The sequence below is a fragment of the Rhizobium sp. P1_B8 genome, from assembly GCF_056406515.1.
Genome location: NZ_JBFTZZ010000004.1, coordinates 1 through 14,862 on the forward strand (window position 1 = coordinate 1; position 14,862 = coordinate 14,862).

Annotated in this window: 21 protein-coding genes; 12 read left to right on the forward strand and 9 right to left on the reverse strand. The window is 59.4% G+C overall.

The genetic code is table 11. The features are described from left to right. Window positions 1-103: 103 nt before the first annotated feature. The 3 genes from AC1D2N_RS06805 to AC1D2N_RS06815 all read right to left on the reverse strand — a co-directional run bounded on the left by AC1D2N_RS06805 (window position 104) and on the right by AC1D2N_RS06815 (window position 1,724). Window positions 104-727, reverse strand: a complete 624-nt coding sequence (locus tag AC1D2N_RS06805) for an outer membrane protein (RefSeq protein WP_018445435.1) — start codon at window positions 725-727, stop codon at window positions 104-106. Between the two features lie 48 nt (window positions 728-775). Then, on the reverse strand, window positions 776-1,033 hold the full coding sequence (locus AC1D2N_RS06810) for a DUF982 domain-containing protein (RefSeq protein WP_477980982.1): 258 nt from the start codon (window positions 1,031-1,033) through the stop codon (window positions 776-778). Between the two features lie 169 nt (window positions 1,034-1,202). Continuing rightward, window positions 1,203-1,724 (reverse strand): hypothetical protein, encoded by a 522-nt coding sequence (locus AC1D2N_RS06815; protein ID WP_130728733.1) that lies wholly within the window; start codon window positions 1,722-1,724, stop codon window positions 1,203-1,205. 160 nt (window positions 1,725-1,884) lie between these two features. On the opposite strand from AC1D2N_RS06815, the gene AC1D2N_RS06820 reads away from it, so the two are divergent. The 4 genes from AC1D2N_RS06820 to AC1D2N_RS06835 all read left to right on the forward strand — a co-directional run bounded on the left by AC1D2N_RS06820 (window position 1,885) and on the right by AC1D2N_RS06835 (window position 3,846). Beyond that, window positions 1,885-2,685 (forward strand): hypothetical protein, encoded by an 801-nt coding sequence (locus tag AC1D2N_RS06820; RefSeq protein WP_130728734.1) that lies wholly within the window; start codon window positions 1,885-1,887, stop codon window positions 2,683-2,685. Then, a complete protein-coding gene (locus tag AC1D2N_RS06825) occupies window positions 2,682-3,239 on the forward strand; it encodes an SEL1-like repeat protein (protein WP_018244560.1) in 558 nt (185 codons plus the stop codon). Before AC1D2N_RS06820 ends, AC1D2N_RS06825 begins: the two co-directional genes overlap by 4 nt. A 98-nt stretch (window positions 3,240-3,337) precedes the next feature. After that, a complete protein-coding gene (locus tag AC1D2N_RS06830) occupies window positions 3,338-3,520 on the forward strand; it encodes a hypothetical protein (protein WP_130715504.1) in 183 nt (60 codons plus the stop codon). A gap of 29 nt (window positions 3,521-3,549) precedes the next feature. Further along, the gene (locus tag AC1D2N_RS06835) at window positions 3,550-3,846 is read left to right on the forward strand and encodes a hypothetical protein (protein ID WP_130715505.1); all 297 of its coding nucleotides are present in this window, start codon (window positions 3,550-3,552) and stop codon (window positions 3,844-3,846) included. Window positions 3,847-3,973: 127 nt separating this feature from the next. Here AC1D2N_RS06835 and AC1D2N_RS06840 read toward each other — a convergent pair whose 3' ends face one another. Next, complete coding sequence (locus AC1D2N_RS06840) at window positions 3,974-5,449, reverse strand: hypothetical protein (protein ID WP_130728735.1); 1,476 nt, start codon at window positions 5,447-5,449, stop codon at window positions 3,974-3,976. A 187-nt stretch (window positions 5,450-5,636) separates the two neighbouring features. After that, window positions 5,637-6,092 carry a hypothetical protein gene (locus AC1D2N_RS06845; RefSeq protein ID WP_018244562.1) on the reverse strand — a complete coding sequence of 152 codons (456 nt, stop codon included), beginning with the start codon at window positions 6,090-6,092 and terminating at the stop codon, window positions 5,637-5,639. A 211-nt stretch (window positions 6,093-6,303) separates the two neighbouring features. Here AC1D2N_RS06845 and AC1D2N_RS06850 point away from each other — a divergent pair, with 211 nt between their 5' ends. Further along, on the forward strand, window positions 6,304-6,891 hold the full coding sequence (locus tag AC1D2N_RS06850) for a hypothetical protein (RefSeq protein WP_130728736.1): 588 nt from the start codon (window positions 6,304-6,306) through the stop codon (window positions 6,889-6,891). 86 nt (window positions 6,892-6,977) lie between these two features. Here AC1D2N_RS06850 and AC1D2N_RS06855 read toward each other — a convergent pair whose 3' ends face one another. Continuing rightward, window positions 6,978-7,679, reverse strand: a complete 702-nt coding sequence (locus AC1D2N_RS06855) for a class I SAM-dependent methyltransferase (RefSeq protein ID WP_018244563.1) — start codon at window positions 7,677-7,679, stop codon at window positions 6,978-6,980. A 201-nt stretch (window positions 7,680-7,880) separates the two neighbouring features. Between AC1D2N_RS06855 and AC1D2N_RS06860 the strand changes: the two genes are divergently transcribed. The 3 genes from AC1D2N_RS06860 (at window position 7,881) to AC1D2N_RS06870 (ending at window position 9,221) form a co-directional block, all read left to right on the forward strand. Continuing rightward, on the forward strand, window positions 7,881-8,201 hold the full coding sequence (locus tag AC1D2N_RS06860; protein WP_026188598.1) for a hypothetical protein: 321 nt from the start codon (window positions 7,881-7,883) through the stop codon (window positions 8,199-8,201). Window positions 8,202-8,392: 191 nt separating this feature from the next. After that, entirely contained in the window at window positions 8,393-8,764 is a 372-nt protein-coding gene (locus AC1D2N_RS06865; RefSeq protein ID WP_018447726.1) for a hypothetical protein, read from the forward strand. A gap of 154 nt (window positions 8,765-8,918) precedes the next feature. After that, on the forward strand, window positions 8,919-9,221 hold the full coding sequence (locus AC1D2N_RS06870) for a hypothetical protein (RefSeq protein WP_047617188.1): 303 nt from the start codon (window positions 8,919-8,921) through the stop codon (window positions 9,219-9,221). On the opposite strand, the gene AC1D2N_RS06875 is transcribed toward AC1D2N_RS06870, so the two are convergent. Together AC1D2N_RS06875 and AC1D2N_RS06880 are read right to left on the reverse strand one after the other, a co-directional pair. Then, window positions 9,215-9,538: a putative quinol monooxygenase gene (locus AC1D2N_RS06875; RefSeq protein WP_130651626.1), complete on the reverse strand. Its 324-nt coding sequence runs from the start codon at window positions 9,536-9,538 to the stop codon at window positions 9,215-9,217. The genes AC1D2N_RS06870 and AC1D2N_RS06875 overlap by 7 nt on opposite strands. A 5-nt stretch (window positions 9,539-9,543) precedes the next feature. After that, window positions 9,544-10,575, reverse strand: coding sequence for an NADP-dependent oxidoreductase (locus tag AC1D2N_RS06880; protein ID WP_130651627.1), 1,032 nt, complete (start codon window positions 10,573-10,575; stop codon window positions 9,544-9,546). A 107-nt stretch (window positions 10,576-10,682) separates the two neighbouring features. Between AC1D2N_RS06880 and AC1D2N_RS06885 the strand changes: the two genes are divergently transcribed. From AC1D2N_RS06885 to AC1D2N_RS06900, 4 genes are all read left to right on the forward strand, one after another. Further along, window positions 10,683-11,249, forward strand: a complete 567-nt coding sequence (locus AC1D2N_RS06885) for a TetR/AcrR family transcriptional regulator (RefSeq protein ID WP_130651628.1) — start codon at window positions 10,683-10,685, stop codon at window positions 11,247-11,249. Between the two features lie 260 nt (window positions 11,250-11,509). Continuing rightward, complete coding sequence (locus AC1D2N_RS06890; protein ID WP_130651629.1) at window positions 11,510-12,181, forward strand: class I SAM-dependent methyltransferase; 672 nt, start codon at window positions 11,510-11,512, stop codon at window positions 12,179-12,181. A gap of 19 nt (window positions 12,182-12,200) precedes the next feature. Next, window positions 12,201-12,836 (forward strand): TetR family transcriptional regulator, encoded by a 636-nt coding sequence (locus AC1D2N_RS06895; protein WP_130651630.1) that lies wholly within the window; start codon window positions 12,201-12,203, stop codon window positions 12,834-12,836. A gap of 273 nt (window positions 12,837-13,109) precedes the next feature. Beyond that, window positions 13,110-14,006: an aldo/keto reductase gene (locus AC1D2N_RS06900; protein ID WP_028731619.1), complete on the forward strand. Its 897-nt coding sequence runs from the start codon at window positions 13,110-13,112 to the stop codon at window positions 14,004-14,006. A gap of 420 nt (window positions 14,007-14,426) precedes the next feature. On the opposite strand, the gene AC1D2N_RS06905 is transcribed toward AC1D2N_RS06900, so the two are convergent. Further along, on the reverse strand, window positions 14,427-14,810 hold the full coding sequence (locus tag AC1D2N_RS06905; RefSeq protein WP_026188599.1) for a hypothetical protein: 384 nt from the start codon (window positions 14,808-14,810) through the stop codon (window positions 14,427-14,429). Window positions 14,811-14,862 lie beyond the last annotated feature (52 nt).

The following is a 14,862-nucleotide window of genomic DNA, read 5'->3' on the forward strand; positions in this document are numbered from 1 at the left end:
CGCGCCGATCGACAGCGCAACGTCATAGAGTATGAATAGGGGTGAATACAAAAGCCCCGCCAACATGGCGAGGCTCTCATTCTGCTGATCTGACGGGCCGTTCTTAGAACTTCACGCCGACCCCGAACTTGAGTTCGTGCTGATCGAGGTCAACATCGACACCAAGGATGTCTTTCTCGCCGAAGTCATTGAACCGGTACTCACCACGGGCAAAGATGTTGTTGGTGATAGCAAAATCGACGCCACCCCCGACGGTGTAGCCGTTGAACGTCTCCGTTTCCTTATCGAACCCTGGCACGTCGACGTAACCGCGCGTGGCGGTCCAGCCAGCTGCTCCATAAATCAGAGCTTTGTCAAAGGCGTAACCAACACGGCCGCGAACAGCACCGGACCAATCCGTTCCAATGTCCGCTCCGAGCGCGTCCTTTTCATTCCAGTTGTGTTCCAGATTGCCTTCAATGCCGACAACAACRTTGTCAAACTGGAAGTTGTAACCTGCRAATCCSCCGAAGACGCCGCCGTTAAAATCCTCAGAAGCGCTGGCACCRCCGACGCTGAAATCACCGTTCAGCCATCCCGCKCCGCCATCGATACCGAAATACGGCCCCGACCAYGTGAAAACAGGCGCCGCTGCAACTGGAGCAGCYGGGATGTCCTGAACGGCATCAGCCGCGAGCGCGGTGGTAGTGAAAAGTGCGAGGAAAGTGGTGGCAATAGTTAACTTCATTTTCGTACCCCATGGCATTACATTGCAACCAAAGGATACACCATCAGCTCAACAAAAAGCTGTAGCAATAAGAGCACACCCGGCTTCGATCGCCGCTTCGATGAACGCCTGCCGCGCCTCTTCCCGGTTTCGTTTGCCCGACATGACATCCGCGCAAACCGCACAAGCCCTATCCAAGGCGGGACCCTCTTCGGTCGGCCAGTCCTCAACCAACGCCCATGTTGCGGCCTGGGTCGTCTGGATCACCACCCACTGATCCGGGCCCTCAAGGGCGATCGTCACCGGCTTCTTCCAAATGGTCTGCATGATCTCAGGATCTCCGCTCCGCTCTCTGTAGGCTGCTCACATAGCGCGGTTCATCCAGCGTGGCGAGGAGAGGGGATGAACGAGATGCTTTTCTTAGACAGTGAACTGCTGGGATATGCTTTTCGAAAGGGGTTTCGTGCCGCCGTTTTGCGCGCTTATGCGGAGCCTCCTAGAATTCCTGCACGAATTCACACGCCAGCAAGGTTTTGCCTGGCAGGGCGTTACCTTGGCGGGCAACGATGGAGACCTTTCCGGGGCCGGCCATTCCGGGTTCCGGCTGCAGATCTGCCGGCAGCTCGCGCGAATAGCCCTTGGTGGCTGTGCCGAGCAGATCGGAGGTCTCCGGCTTCAAACCGTATTTCAAGGCCAGATCGTCAGCGCGTTCGCCCTCGATCAAGACGCCAACAGCGTTGCTTGCAAAGAAAATCTCGTTCGATTTGAAACCGTCGCGGACTATCTGGTTTGGGAGTTTGTAGATCGCCGCGCCCAAGGATGACGTGTCCGGCTTGGCCAGAGCTTCCACGACATCATAGATCTTCATTGCCGATGTCATCGTATAGGGTGGCTTGCAAAGGGCTGCGTCAAAGAACTTGTCATTGGCCGAATCGGCCAGAACCTGTCCGGCCTGAAATGCCGCAAAAGCGACGCAGGCGGAGAAGGCGGCGTAACGAATGAATTGAGCGTTGTGCATGGAATATTCCTGAGAATGCTGTAGCGGGTTGGTAGTCGTGCAATGCATCCGGATGCTTAGGGGATTCGAAGCAATTGTGCTACCTTAAGTTTACCTCTCGACATTTTCGGAAGGGCTGCCAAATGTTTAGCGGAAGGTGGCGGTGGAGACGGAAATTTAAATGACGTCACTAACCCAGGCGCAAATCGCCGAATTTCAGGGCATCGCAGGCAATGCTCCATCGATTTCACCAAGCGATCCAAAGTCTCTTCTCAACGCGACGGCTAGCCTGCTGGATGAAGACGATCTGCAGAGCATCGCGCGTGCTGACTACGGCAACGACACCCATGAACATCTCACCCAACTCGTTGACATCGTCCGGCTGTGCGAATTGCCCTCGCCATTGAAATGGCATCCCCGTGAGGTTCTGGAACTGACCCGGTGGTCTGAACCCGAACAACAGGATCCCGGCATGGCGGCGAGACTATCCAGGCAGTGCGCGTTCGCGTGCACGGTTCTCCTCGTCTCCTATGGCGATCCGCGCAACGCGGGTGCTTCTTATGGCAGCAACCAGACACTCATAAGCTTGGTCGGCAGCCTGGAAGCGCTCGGGTTGGACGTCGAGGATGAGGTTCTGTCGCTGTTATCCTGGCTTATTCCGCGCCTGCCCGAACATGAAGCGGGAGAAATCCCCTTCTTCGGACTGGCCATGCTGTGGTTCGCGCTCGGCAGCAGGCGCCAATGGAACGACGCAGTACTTCTCGGTCTCTGCGAGTGGATCATGGTCACCGAGGAGGCAGCCAGGCGCCGCAAATCCATCGGCTTGGGCGCAAGCGGATCGTGGCTGGTTTCGGGAACTGGCTATGACACCCATATCGACCGGTGGCAGAAATTGGGGCGGAAGCTGGTGGGTCGGCTCGACATGCGTCACGGCCCGGACGTCAGAGAGGCAGTTCAACTGATCGGAGCGATGCTGACATGACTGCGTCCAATGAGGAGATGGCCCAACAATTGTACAAACAGAAGCGTTATAAAGAAGCCCTCCCTCTTCTGGAGGAGGCCGCAAATGCCGGATCTGCCTGGGCTCATGGAGTGCTTGGTTGGATGTATTGGTATGGCCACGCTGTTCGAAAGGATAGAGATCGATCGCTTCACCACTACCAGCTGGCCTATGACGGCGGAGACGAGTCCGCTGCAAATCCTCTTGGGCTCAGCCATTTCGACGCGGGACGCGCCCAACTCGCGCTGGAATGGTTCCGGAAAGATCGCCATTACCCGATATCGTCGCTCTATTGGCAATACAGGACGATCGAGGCGCATCCCCATTTGGCGCGATATGCCGACGAAGCCGACGAGATTCTGTTGGAAGCAGCCGATAGCGGCCACCTGTTCGCGAAACGCGATGTGGCTTTTCGAATGATGAAAGGGCACAAGCGCTTCGGGACACGACTCCAGGGTTTGTTTCTATGGTTGGGTGTCTATCCCGATTTGTTCCGTCTGGCTCGTGCCGATTCATATGATGAACGGCTTCGCTAAAGCAAGTCGCGCAAAACTGTGCAGCGGTTTAGCGACCGTGACATGCGCAAAACCAAAGACAGAGATTGTCGCGGCGCCTTTTGCAGGGAGGAGAGCCAATGATCGCAGCCTATCTCGATGAAATCATCATGTTTTGCGCCGGCCTGTGGATGACGTCCGTTGGCTTTGGTTATCTGCCGTTTCCCGGTAATCCGGCCAACCGGCCGCCGGTGGTTCGTCACTTCAAGTGGATGGGTCCCTTGCTGCTCGCGATCGCCATCGTTCTGGCTGCCGCCTCATAAAAACCGCGTGCTCACGCTGGGGTGAAGCAATGAACAATATGTTGGCCTGTCCCTGGTGCGGATTGGACAAAACAGAATCGATCGTCCACCGCGGTTCCTACATTCTTCGCTGCGCCGCCTGCGGCGAAGCGATTGTCGCCACATCATTCATGGCGATGCTCGACTCGGATCATCAGTGTTCGGCCTTTATCGATCCGGGTCCCGGAAAACACCCTCCGCCAGAGACGCTCGCCGCGCGTGGACCGTTCCGGCAGATCGCAACGGCAATCAGCGCTGCGGCGAGTGACGGAACGCTGATACGTCTGATCCCCGAAGCGAAGGATTGAAGCCCGGCGTCGTTCACCGGTATATTTTACGCCGGCGACCAACCCAGCGGCTGAGATGAAGGGGCAGCTCACCAGGGCGCGGCCGACGATGATGCCGTTGGGAATGCGGACGACACAGGTGGCTCCCTTATGGGCGTAACCGGACGAGAATCTTGGTCCCGGGAGCCCTCAACCGTTCCGCCATCGCTTCCAAATCTTTCCTATCCGTTCCCGCCAGCACGATGCGACCATCCATGATCGGCTCCCTCATCCAGGGTTCCATGACGACCTTGTCGTTGATCAGCATCTGCGTTTGTCGTCCCAATGCCGCCTGCGTGAAATCACGGAATTTAGCGGCACTTTCCGGGGCGAGCACGATATTCAGGCCATGGTCGTAGGAGGGTGACAGGGTTACCTCCGCACTCTTCACCTCAAGCGAGACAGGCGCGATCGCCTTGGCCGCGTCATTGTCTGCAGCAACGGTCGTATCTTGCAATGCCGTCGGTGGGGCAGGCGGTGTCGAAAGCTCATCCAGGATGCTCGGCCCGGCCTCGGCCGATGGCAGCGGCTCGATATGCAAATCGGGCGTCTGCAACTCTTTTGCCGTCAGCACAGCGGGAAGCTGCAAGCTGGCCGGCATATCCTCGCGTTGGATGTGGGTGTATGTGCGCAACGTCGTCCCTCCTGCCTCAACGGTTACGATCTCCGACGCTTCGAGCGTCGAACCATCGTCCAGGGACACCACGAGCTCGACGCCGCGGATCTTGCTGGCGCGTTTGAGGGAAGCCAGCTGATCGGCGGTCAGGTTCTTTGCCCGCTCGGCAAAGCCGTTCATCAGCTTTGCGATCGCCGGCTGCTGCGACTGGCTGAATGCTGCGGCATCAGCTTCCTCCGACAGCGAAAGGGTTGCCGTGTGTGCGGTTGCGTCGGTCGATTCCAGGGTCCAGGTCGACGTCACCGGGACATTGACGCCGCCATAATCTTCGTCTCGCGAGGTCGCCGAAGCCTGACCAATCTCCATGGTCTCCGCCTGATAGGATTGCCCTGTGGCAAGCAGTTGCGCCTCCGGCACCAAGGCGACCACAATTTGAAGAGGGTTTGCCTCGATCTTGGCGATGATGTCATAGACCCCGCTTTCCCCCGTCACGGGGACTCCACCCGGTCCATTGGCCGCCATCGCCCGCATATGCGCCACGATCTGATCGACACCGGAGAGATCGCGCGGGTTGCCGTTCAGGTCGGTTTCAAGTTCGAGCGCAGCGGTGCCATAGGCCGTGAGGGAATTCCGATGGAGCGGGTTCATCTGATAGCTGTCGGCAAGGCCCGCAATGCCTTCCGGCAAGTCGGCGCGGAGGGACCAGCGGACCCGCATGCCGTCTTCATCCAGCGACAGGACCGTCATACGCTGGCGAAACGCGCCGCGCATCGTCATGGCCGAGGCGCCTGGCTTGTCGAACCAGAACGACATGTCGGTCTCGGTCGCTTTTTGAACGCGGTAGCTGCGCTCGACACCCATCGCCGGTGCGTAGCCCGGGATCTCGATGCCGCCGGCAGACCATGCCGGATGGGAGAGTGTGAGGCACAGGCAAAACCAGGCAAATCTCTTCCAGTGCGGTGATGTCATGCGGGCAGGGCCTCTGAACATTGAGGGTTGTGGGGCGCCGTCCGGCTGCCGGCCCGCGAGCATATTTGCATATGAAGAGGATGGGTAGTGCCGTTGCCGCAATAATCGTTTTGCGCGAAACTGCTTCAGGTTTTCAAGATTGAGATCAGGAGATCAAGGCTCAGCTTCTTCGGCTATAGGGTCTCTCTCAACCCCCTTCGGATTCTCTTTTCCACGACGCGCCGTTGCAAATGATATAGGAGCATTCGTCCTTATTGCCCTCATCCCATCCCGGCCAGCAGATCACGACGCGATGGAATTTGGCGTTGCAAAGCCCGTGGTTTGCCAGCGCACGCGGATCATTCAAGAAATACGGGCTTATGGCTTTGTCGCGGGTCCATTCAGGCACCGCCTTCCAATCAGCGGCGCCACCCTCATCGCTCAAGGGGGCGACCTGGCAAGACTTCCAGTTGGACAGCACGATGGTCTGATCGCAGGGAAAGGCTTGGACAGCGCTTGCTAGTAAGATCGAAACCAATGCCGACAATCGCCGGATGCAAACGACCACGCTCTTCTCCCCCATACCGCTTATTCGCATCGTGCTTCTACCCCCGAGATTCATTGCAGGGATCCTAGCAGAAGGGACTGGATAATAGAAGATCATAACTAAGAATATTTTCCTAGTTCATGGATCGTTCTTGCGCTAGGTTTGCCGCCATTGCAACCACGGACTGTTAGATGTTGAGCAAATTTTTTCTCAGAGATGAGGTGATGGTGTGGACGAGCTTTGGCCGTCACGCGCTGTATGAACGGAGTTCCCGCAACAGGCTCCGGAGGGCGGGCGGATACCGATCGACAACACGGGCGAGGGGCTGATGGCGGAATTCAACCCTCGCGACAAAAGCCGAACCAGTCAGGGAAAGGCGCGGACGATGGTGCGCAAGCATACCGCTCCGCCGAGCGGGACGGATGACGGTAGCCTTCGCTGGCAATGGTTCACCATTCAGTTGCTGGAATCTACGGCCTTCACGACATTGAGTGCGAATGCCTGCCGCGCCTTCTTCCGCATCGTCATCGAGCACACGTCGCACGCCGCCTTGGAAAACGGCAAGCTTGTCGTGACCCATCCTCAATTCGTGTCTTACGGCGTGACCGGCGAATATGTGGCAGATGCGATCGATGAGCTCGAATATAAGGGGCTGATAAAAGTTCGCCGTGGCCGAGCGGGCAGCGGTGTCGCGCATCCCAACCGGTTCACGCTGACTTTTGTCGGTGACCATGAAGGCGCGCCACCCACCGACGAGTGGAAGCGATGCACGGCGGAAAGGTGCCGGAAATGGTCCGAGACCGACCGCAAGATTGCCGCCGACAAACGCGGGCGCGTCGGCAGGAAGAGAAAAATCCCACTTCGGAATCCCGAAATTCCCCCGCTTCGGGATTCCGAAATCCGCCGCGCTTCGTGAGGTATCGACAGCGAGAAACGTTGAATGATTTCAATGTCGCAACCAATTTCGGGATTCCGAAGTGCTATATAGATCTTGGTGGGGAGTTACTGACGAAGACACTTTGCCACGATCAGGAACTCCGTCTCCCGCCCCCCGATCTTCCCAGCCGAAGTCGTGCGAAGCAGAAGGCCGAAAGCTTCATAGAGCCAATAAAGCGGGGGAATTCGGTCCTTGAGCGCGTACACCTGCGTCGACACATACTCGCCGACGAAGACGACATCCATGCCGAGTTCCTTCAATGTTCCTGCAATCTCCGAATGGGATGCCTCCGCGGCGTGCTCGACGCGGAAGGGGGCATAGCCCGGTTTTCCGGCGTTTTTCTGCCTGAGCACGTAGCGATAGAACAAGACGTGGGTCCACCAGGGTGTCAGATCGGTGAAGATCCCCTTGGCTGAGTTCAGGATCGGACCCTTGACGAACACCAGACCACCGGGAGACAGGGTGTCATGGGCTCTCAACAAGGCAGAGCGCGGGCTTTCCAAATGCTCGAGAACGTCCCAAAAGACGCAGGCGTCGAAGCGGCGATCTCCATAGTCGATGGTTTGAGCATCGCCGAGGATCCGCTCAGCGGCGTCCTTGTTCTTCTCGAGTTGCTCCTTGGAGATATCGACAACGGTATATCTCGCTCCTTGCAAGGGGATATGCGTGCGAGAGCCACCTCCAACCTCAAGGATATTTGTGTCGGTCTTGCTGGAAAACGCTGATTGTGCGTGCGACAGCGCGTCGTTTACCCACGGCGAAGCCATAATCTTTCCCTCCTGAAAGATTAGCGTTTACGACTATAAGTAAGCATTAATATAATATTTTAGCAATATTTTRAACATATCTAGTTGAGTGGCGCCCGTCTGGTCGGAATTGGCAGGCAACTCGTCAGCCTAGTTTCGCGCAACCTTCCTGATGTATCCGCAGGTCTGATGATCTTTGAGGCGCTTCAGCCGGAGGAATGCATGACGGTGGGAATTATTCGGGCTCTGGCTGCCCTGGCGATGATGACGGGCCTTGCCGGCTGCATCGACCATGCCAATGATCCCGTACTCCTGGCGGTCGGCGTGCCGGTCAATCCGCCTGCTGTTGCGCACGGCCTGTGCATGACTGACGGCAACGCCATGTATGACGAGGCGAGGAAGCAGTATCAGCTGCGCGCCCAGCTGACCGGATATGCCGGGGCTGATGAGCTGGAGGCCGAAACGACGGCGCGCGCCGCCGCCCATCGGCAATATGTCGCCTGCCTCTCCGGCCAGGGCTACCGGACATTATACGCGAATTGAGAACAGAGAATTCAGCTTTCCTCACCAGCGCCGTGTGAGCCCTCTTCCTGATCGCGACTTTTCACGTTTTTCGGCGATTTAGTCACGCCGGATCGCCTGCAATCACGAGTTTTGGAATTGCATGTGAGTCGCGGAACTCCGCACCCGGGAAAGGCATTCTCTCGAGATAAATCCAGTAAGGAGGGTTTATCATGAAGATGCTCAGGCTCACCCCTTCCACCGCCGCACTCGGCGCCCTTCTCGCCCTCGCGTCGATTGTCCCCGCGCGAGCCGCACCCGTCCAGACGGGCTCCCCGCCAACTGTCTCGGACGTGAAAATGGTGCAATATAAACCACATGCCGGGTCCTGGCATGGCTACCAGGGCTTCCGCACCGAGCGCCCCGGCACCCGGCGCCATTCCGATGGCTACTGGTATCCACTTGCCGCTTTCGGCGTCGAGGCCGGCACCACGGGCTCCATCGTCCGCCCGCCGGTGAACAGGCCGGCAGCTCCGGAAATGTGCAACCCTACGTTTTCTGGATCGATCGGCCCCGGTAGCATGCCCTGTGATAACGGCTATTGAGCCGGCAAATGAAAGAGGCGGCGATGAGCCGCCTTTTTCTCGATCGGGCCGCCGCTCACATGTCCGTGACCCCCGCTTTGGCACCGTAGTATGTGACAGATCGCCTTCCTAACTCCGGGGCGTAAATTCCACGAATCCTCCCAAGGAGACGATCATGACCACGACTTTCAAGCACGGCCTGATGGCCGCTGCCTTCGGCGCAATCCTCGGCCTGTCGGCCTTCTCGGCCACGGCAGCTCCCCTCCAGTCGAGCGCGACGGAGCAGGGTGCCGCCACGCGTCCGGTTGCCCAGCAAGAAACCACGGTGCAGCACGACAGGCGCACGACCGGTTCGATCGGCGAGCGCGCCTCGGAAACCACGGGCTCGACACATTATATGATGAACCCGAAGAAGCCGCTCAACATGGATTGCAAGCTCGGCTTCAACCCGACGAGCAGCTCCAGCTGCAATTACTGACGAGACGCTCGGCCGTTCGCCATCGCGAGCGGCCGTTCTTCCAGAACGTCATAGGCTTGCAGATCGACTTTCATCCTGTCCCTCCAGGTCTCCAGAAATGCCAGGGTCTCGCCTCTCTCAAGATGGGCCGTCAATGATTCCCGATCCTGCCAGCGCTGAGCGACCAGAAAGCGTCCGCTCGGCCCGTCCTCCAGGACAATGCCGTAAAAGAGGCATCCCTCTTCAGTTCTCGTGCCGAGGCTGATCGCCTCAACGTCGGTGACGAAATCATGAAGGTCGGACGGATCAAGGTGGATGTAGCCCATGAGGATAAGCATGCTTGTTACGCCCCCTTCTTCAATGGCATGACCGTGAGCACGATCTTGCCTTGGATGTGGCCTTTGGCGGCGCGTTCGTGCGCCTTGCGAGCCTCGGCGAGCGGGTAGGTGCTGTCTATGACGACGCGGATCGTCCCGTCATCGAGCAAGCGGCCGACGTCCGTCAGCTGGGCCCCGCTCGACCGGACCTGGGTTGCCGAGACCGTGACGCCCAGCTTCTCGGCATCCTCGGCACCGGCAAAGCCCAAGGGGTACACCGGGAACAATGCGCCGCCGCGCTTCAGCGTGCGCAGGAAGCGACCTGATGTCGGCCCGCCAAGCGCGTCGATGACAAGGTCAATGTCATGCGCGACGTTCTCGGGTGGCGTTCTGGTGTAATCGATGAATGCGTTGGCGCCGAGTTCGAGCAAGAGGGATTCATGCTTGCCCGATGCCACGGCGATGACGTCAGCGCCTTTCAGTTTGGCGATCTGCAGCGCGAAATGCCCGACGCCGCCGGCCGCCCCGTTGACGAGCACGGTCTTGCCCTTGAGCGGCACGGGCTGATGCCTATGCGGCTGAAGCGGATTGGGCTCGTTGTGCCCCAGTTCGATCATGAACTGCCACGCGGTGAGCAGCGACATCGGCGCGCCGGCGGCATGCACGTGATCGATGCCGGCAGGCTTGAGGGCAAGATCCGACGCCGGCACGCTGACATACTCGGCATAGGCCCTGCTTTCCCCGACACTGAAAAATCGAACCATGGAGTAGACCTCGTCGCCGACGGAGAAACCTCCGACATCGGCGGCGACCGCTTCGACGACACCAGAGACATCCGTGCCCAGAATGATGGGGAACGGTACTTGCGGCCGCCATTCCGGCGGAAGCGCCCTATAGCCATCGCGCAGGTACCAGTCGGGAGGATTGATGCCGATGGCGTGCACGCGAACAAGGACCTCTCCCGGCTTCGGCTCAGGCTTCGGCGCGTCCTCGTAGCGCAGCACCTCGGGGCCGCCAAAGGCATGAATCCGGATCGCTTTCATTGTTTCACCCGACATCGCTTTTCTCCATCAGGACAGATGTGCTATTGAATTCGGAGCGCTGCCCCGGTTTATCCGGAGTGCCGCCCCGTTTAAGCGGAGCACTGCCCCGCTTGTCAAGAGGTATGATGAGAGCCGACGCGAAAAAGAACTACGATCACATCCTCGCCGTTGCCCGCGAACTGCTGACGGGAGGAGGTGCCGATGCCTCGCTGCGCGACATTGCCCGCAAAGCCGGGGTGGGGGATGGGACGCTGTACCGCCACTTTCCGACACGGGAGGCGCTGCTGGAGGCGCTTCTCCGCAACGGCTTCGACGCGCTGAAGGAAAGGGCGCACGCACTCGAAACGTCGAACGAGCCCGATGCCGCTCTGGTGACCTGGCTGCGGGAGGTCGTCGCTATGGCGCATCATTATAGTGGTGCCATTGCCGCGATGGTCGCCGCGATCGCCGACGAAGGCTCGGCGCTTCATGCCTCCTGCGTCACCATGAAAGCAGCCGGGACGCGCCTGCTTGTCCGCGCCCAGGCCGAAGGCGTGGCGCGATCCGACATGGACGGGACGGATCTGTTTGCGATGGTCGGAGCATTGGCATGGATCGGCGACCAGCCTTCGCTCGCCCCACGCGCGGATCATCTGTTCGACATCATCTCGAGCGCGATCCTGACGGGCAAAGTGCGATCACCAGCTTGAACTCCGTCGATCTCGGCGACCGACAGGCGAGGAGGGATGGCCGGTGGCGGCAACGGTGGCAGTCATTCCTCTCGCAATTGCAGCACGGATGTTGCATCGAATGCAAAAATGCAATAAGTACAGAATCGTGCAAACTGGTGACAGTGGGTGTTGCGAAAAGCCGCAGCCAAGAGCGATTGACGCGTCTGCCTTGGAATTGCCATGCTCGCCGCGATGGTCGCATTTCATAATCAATCGAATTTCAGACAGGTGGGATAGTCATGACTGCAAAGGCCGCATGCTCCGATTTCCTGCATTTTTTCCGCTCCTGGATCAGCAACCCGCTTCGGGTCGCGGCCATCGCGCCGTCGGGGGATTCGCTTGCCAGGATCATGACCAGTGAAATTGCCGCACTCGACGGTCCGATCATCGAACTCGGCCCGGGAACCGGCGTCTTCACCCGTGCGCTGCTGGCGCGCGGCGTCAGTGAGGCGGATCTGACCCTGATCGAGTATGGCCCGGAGTTCATCAATTCGCTGCAGGCGCGGTTCCCGACGGCGCGCGTGTTACAAATGGATGCCGCCCATCTCGCCCATGCCGATATTTTCGAAGGCGAACCGGTCGGCGCAGTTGTCAGCGGCCTGCCGCTTTTGTCCATGTCGCCGCGCAAGATCGCCTCGATCATGGCTGGCGCCTTCGCCTATATGCGGCCGGGCGGGGCCGTCTATCAGTTTACCTATGGTCCGCGCTGCCCGGTGTCGCGGCCGATCCTCGACCGTCTCGGCTTGAAGGCGGTGCGCATCGGCGGCACGGTGCGCAACCTGCCGCCGGCCTCCGTCTACCGGATTTCGCGCAGCAAGCCGCTGGAATTGTCGCGCGAGCGCATCAGCTATCGCCAGAGCGAGACCGAAATCGACGACGTCGCCGCCTTTTCCAACGAAACCGGCGGCTGAACGATGATGCCGGGCCGGAATGGCTGAGAACAAGCGGACGGAGACCACGGAAGGCAGGCGGGAACGCAAGCGGCGGCAGACGCGCGAGCGCATCGAAAACGCTGCGATGACCCTGTTTCTCCAGCGCGGCTTCGACGCCACGACCATCGAGGACATCACCGAAGCGGCCGATGTCTCCAAGCGTAGTTTCTTCGATTATTTCCCCTCCAAGGAAGAGGTGGTTTTCGCCTGGCAGGATAGCTTTGCCGATCGGCTGATGGCGGCAATCGCCGCGAGGCCTGCAGATGAATCTTCCGTCGAGGCGGTCGAGGCGGCAATCACCGCAACCGTCATCGCCTCCGTCGACGAGCGCGGCCTGGCGCTTGGTGAACTCATCCATTGCACGCCGGCGCTGAAAGCCCGCGACCAGCTGAAATACGCCAAGCTCGAACAGAAGCTCGCCGAGGCGCTGCTGCTGCGCAGAGGAAACGATCCAGAGCAGCGGTCGCGCATGCGCCTCCTTGCGGCGATCGTCATCGGTGCGCTGCGCGTCGGTGGCGAACTCTGGCAGCAACGCCCGCCGGGCGCCTCGCTTGAGGATTTCGCCCGGGAGATCTTCGCCGACCTCTGGAAGATGCTGGCGGAGTTCGGCGACCAGGCGAAGACCAGGCTTTGACGTACGTCGCCTGAGGATCAGCGTGCACGCCCGCGCGCCAGTGGCCGGTAATGTTTTCATCGCCGTCACTGTTATCCCCGCGGTGCCATCCTATATCTGCAAGCGTCGCAGCGACCACATTCTCATTTATCATCTCGATGGGCGGGTCATCACCATGCCGGCGTCACTTTCGATCAGGGCAGGCATTCGCGTCCGAAGACGTCCCCAAAAGCCCAGGCATCTCCGACCATTCCACCGACTTTCAATGATCTATTGACCAAGAGAGGAAAGACCATGTCCAGTTACACCGCAGCCAACTACAACGCAGCGAAGTCAGGCACCTTCAAGATCGGCGGCGAGATCGAGGTCAACCGTCTCGGTTTCGGCGCCATGCGCGTCACCGGCAAGGGCATCTGGGGCGAACCGGCCGATCATGCCGAATCCATCCGCACGCTGAAGCGCCTGCCGGAACTCGGCGTCAACTTCATCGATACGGCCGATTCCTACGGCCCCGATGTCTCCGAATGGCTGATCAAGGAAGCGCTGCATCCCTATGGCGGCAAGTCGATCATCGCCACCAAGGGCGGCCTGACCCGCCACGGTCCCGATATCTGGCTGCCCGTCGGCCGTCCGGAATATCTGATCCAGCAGGCGCATAAGAGCCTGCGCAATCTTGGGCTCGAGCAGATCGATCTCTGGCAGCTTCATAGGATCGATCAGAAGGTGCCGGCCAAGGAACAGTTCGATGCGATCAAATCGCTGCTCGATAGCGGCCTCATCCGCCATGCGGGTCTGAGCGAAGTGTCCGTTGCCGACATTGAAGCCGCCTCGAAGTACTTCAAGGTCGCGACCGTCCAGAACCGCTACAATCTCGTCGATCGCACCAGCGAGGACGTGCTCGATTACTGCGCCAAGCACAATATCGGCTTCATCCCCTGGTACCCGCTGGCCGCCGGCGACCTCGCCAAGCCAGGCTCGCTGCTCGATACGATCGCCAAAAAGCACAATGCCGCGCCAAGCCAGATCGCGCTCGCCTGGGTGCTGAAGCGCAGCCCGGTCATGCTGCCGATCCCCGGCACCTCCAAGGTCAAGCATCTCGAGGAAAACGTCGCAGCCGTCGACATCACCCTCTCGAACGAGGAATTCTCCGCCCTCGACGCCGAGGGCCGGAAGCTCTTTAAGGCGGCTTGACGGGCGCTGACAGCTGCCCCTCACCCTAACCTTTACCGGGTCGAGACGAGTGGCTCGACCCCGGTTGGTGCCGGCAGGCGGATGCGGGGCAAGCCATCGGCGATCCGCGAGGCCGCAATTTTCGGCATAAATTTGACCATCCGGTCAAACATGCTGCAAAATGAGGCGGCGACCTGTTATTTTGAGGGCAAGCATTGCGTCCAGCGCATTGCTGCATTGCGGTATTTTCGCTATTCCAACTCGAAAGAATTGGGTATCACTATCTTCGTAAGCAGCGCACTCCTCCTCCCAGCGCTCTTACATCGGACTGACAACACTCCTCCTCCCAGTTGTCAGTCAGGATCAAGAGCCCGGCGCACCTCCTCCCGCGTCGGGCTTTTTTCTTTTCCTGCAAGTCTGTTTTCTCCCAAGTCGAATCGATCAATTGCCAATACGGGCAACGCCGCTTTTGCCGTTGTCCCGGGTCCATTTGACCTTGTTGGCGCCGGCGCGTTCGAGTTCGAAGCACATCGGCTTGCCCTTGTTCCAGCTCTGGAATTTCTGGCAGAGCCGGTTGGCGTCGATCCACCATTGGCCGGTATCGCTTGGCTTGACATAGCGGCCGAGACCGATCGCCTGGCCGTTGCCGTCGACCTTGCCGGAGGAGCGGAAGATCAGTGGCAGTTCACCGCCGAGCGGTGTGGAGAGGTAGACCGTCTTGCCGATGATGTCGCGGCGGATGTCGGCCTCGCCAAGCGTCTCCGTCGAGCCGAGAGAAGGCATCAGCATCAATGTCGATAGGCCTGTGATCGCGAGCAACTTCATCACCCTGATCCATCGATTGAATGTGATCGGACAAAACGCCGTGGACAGCCGA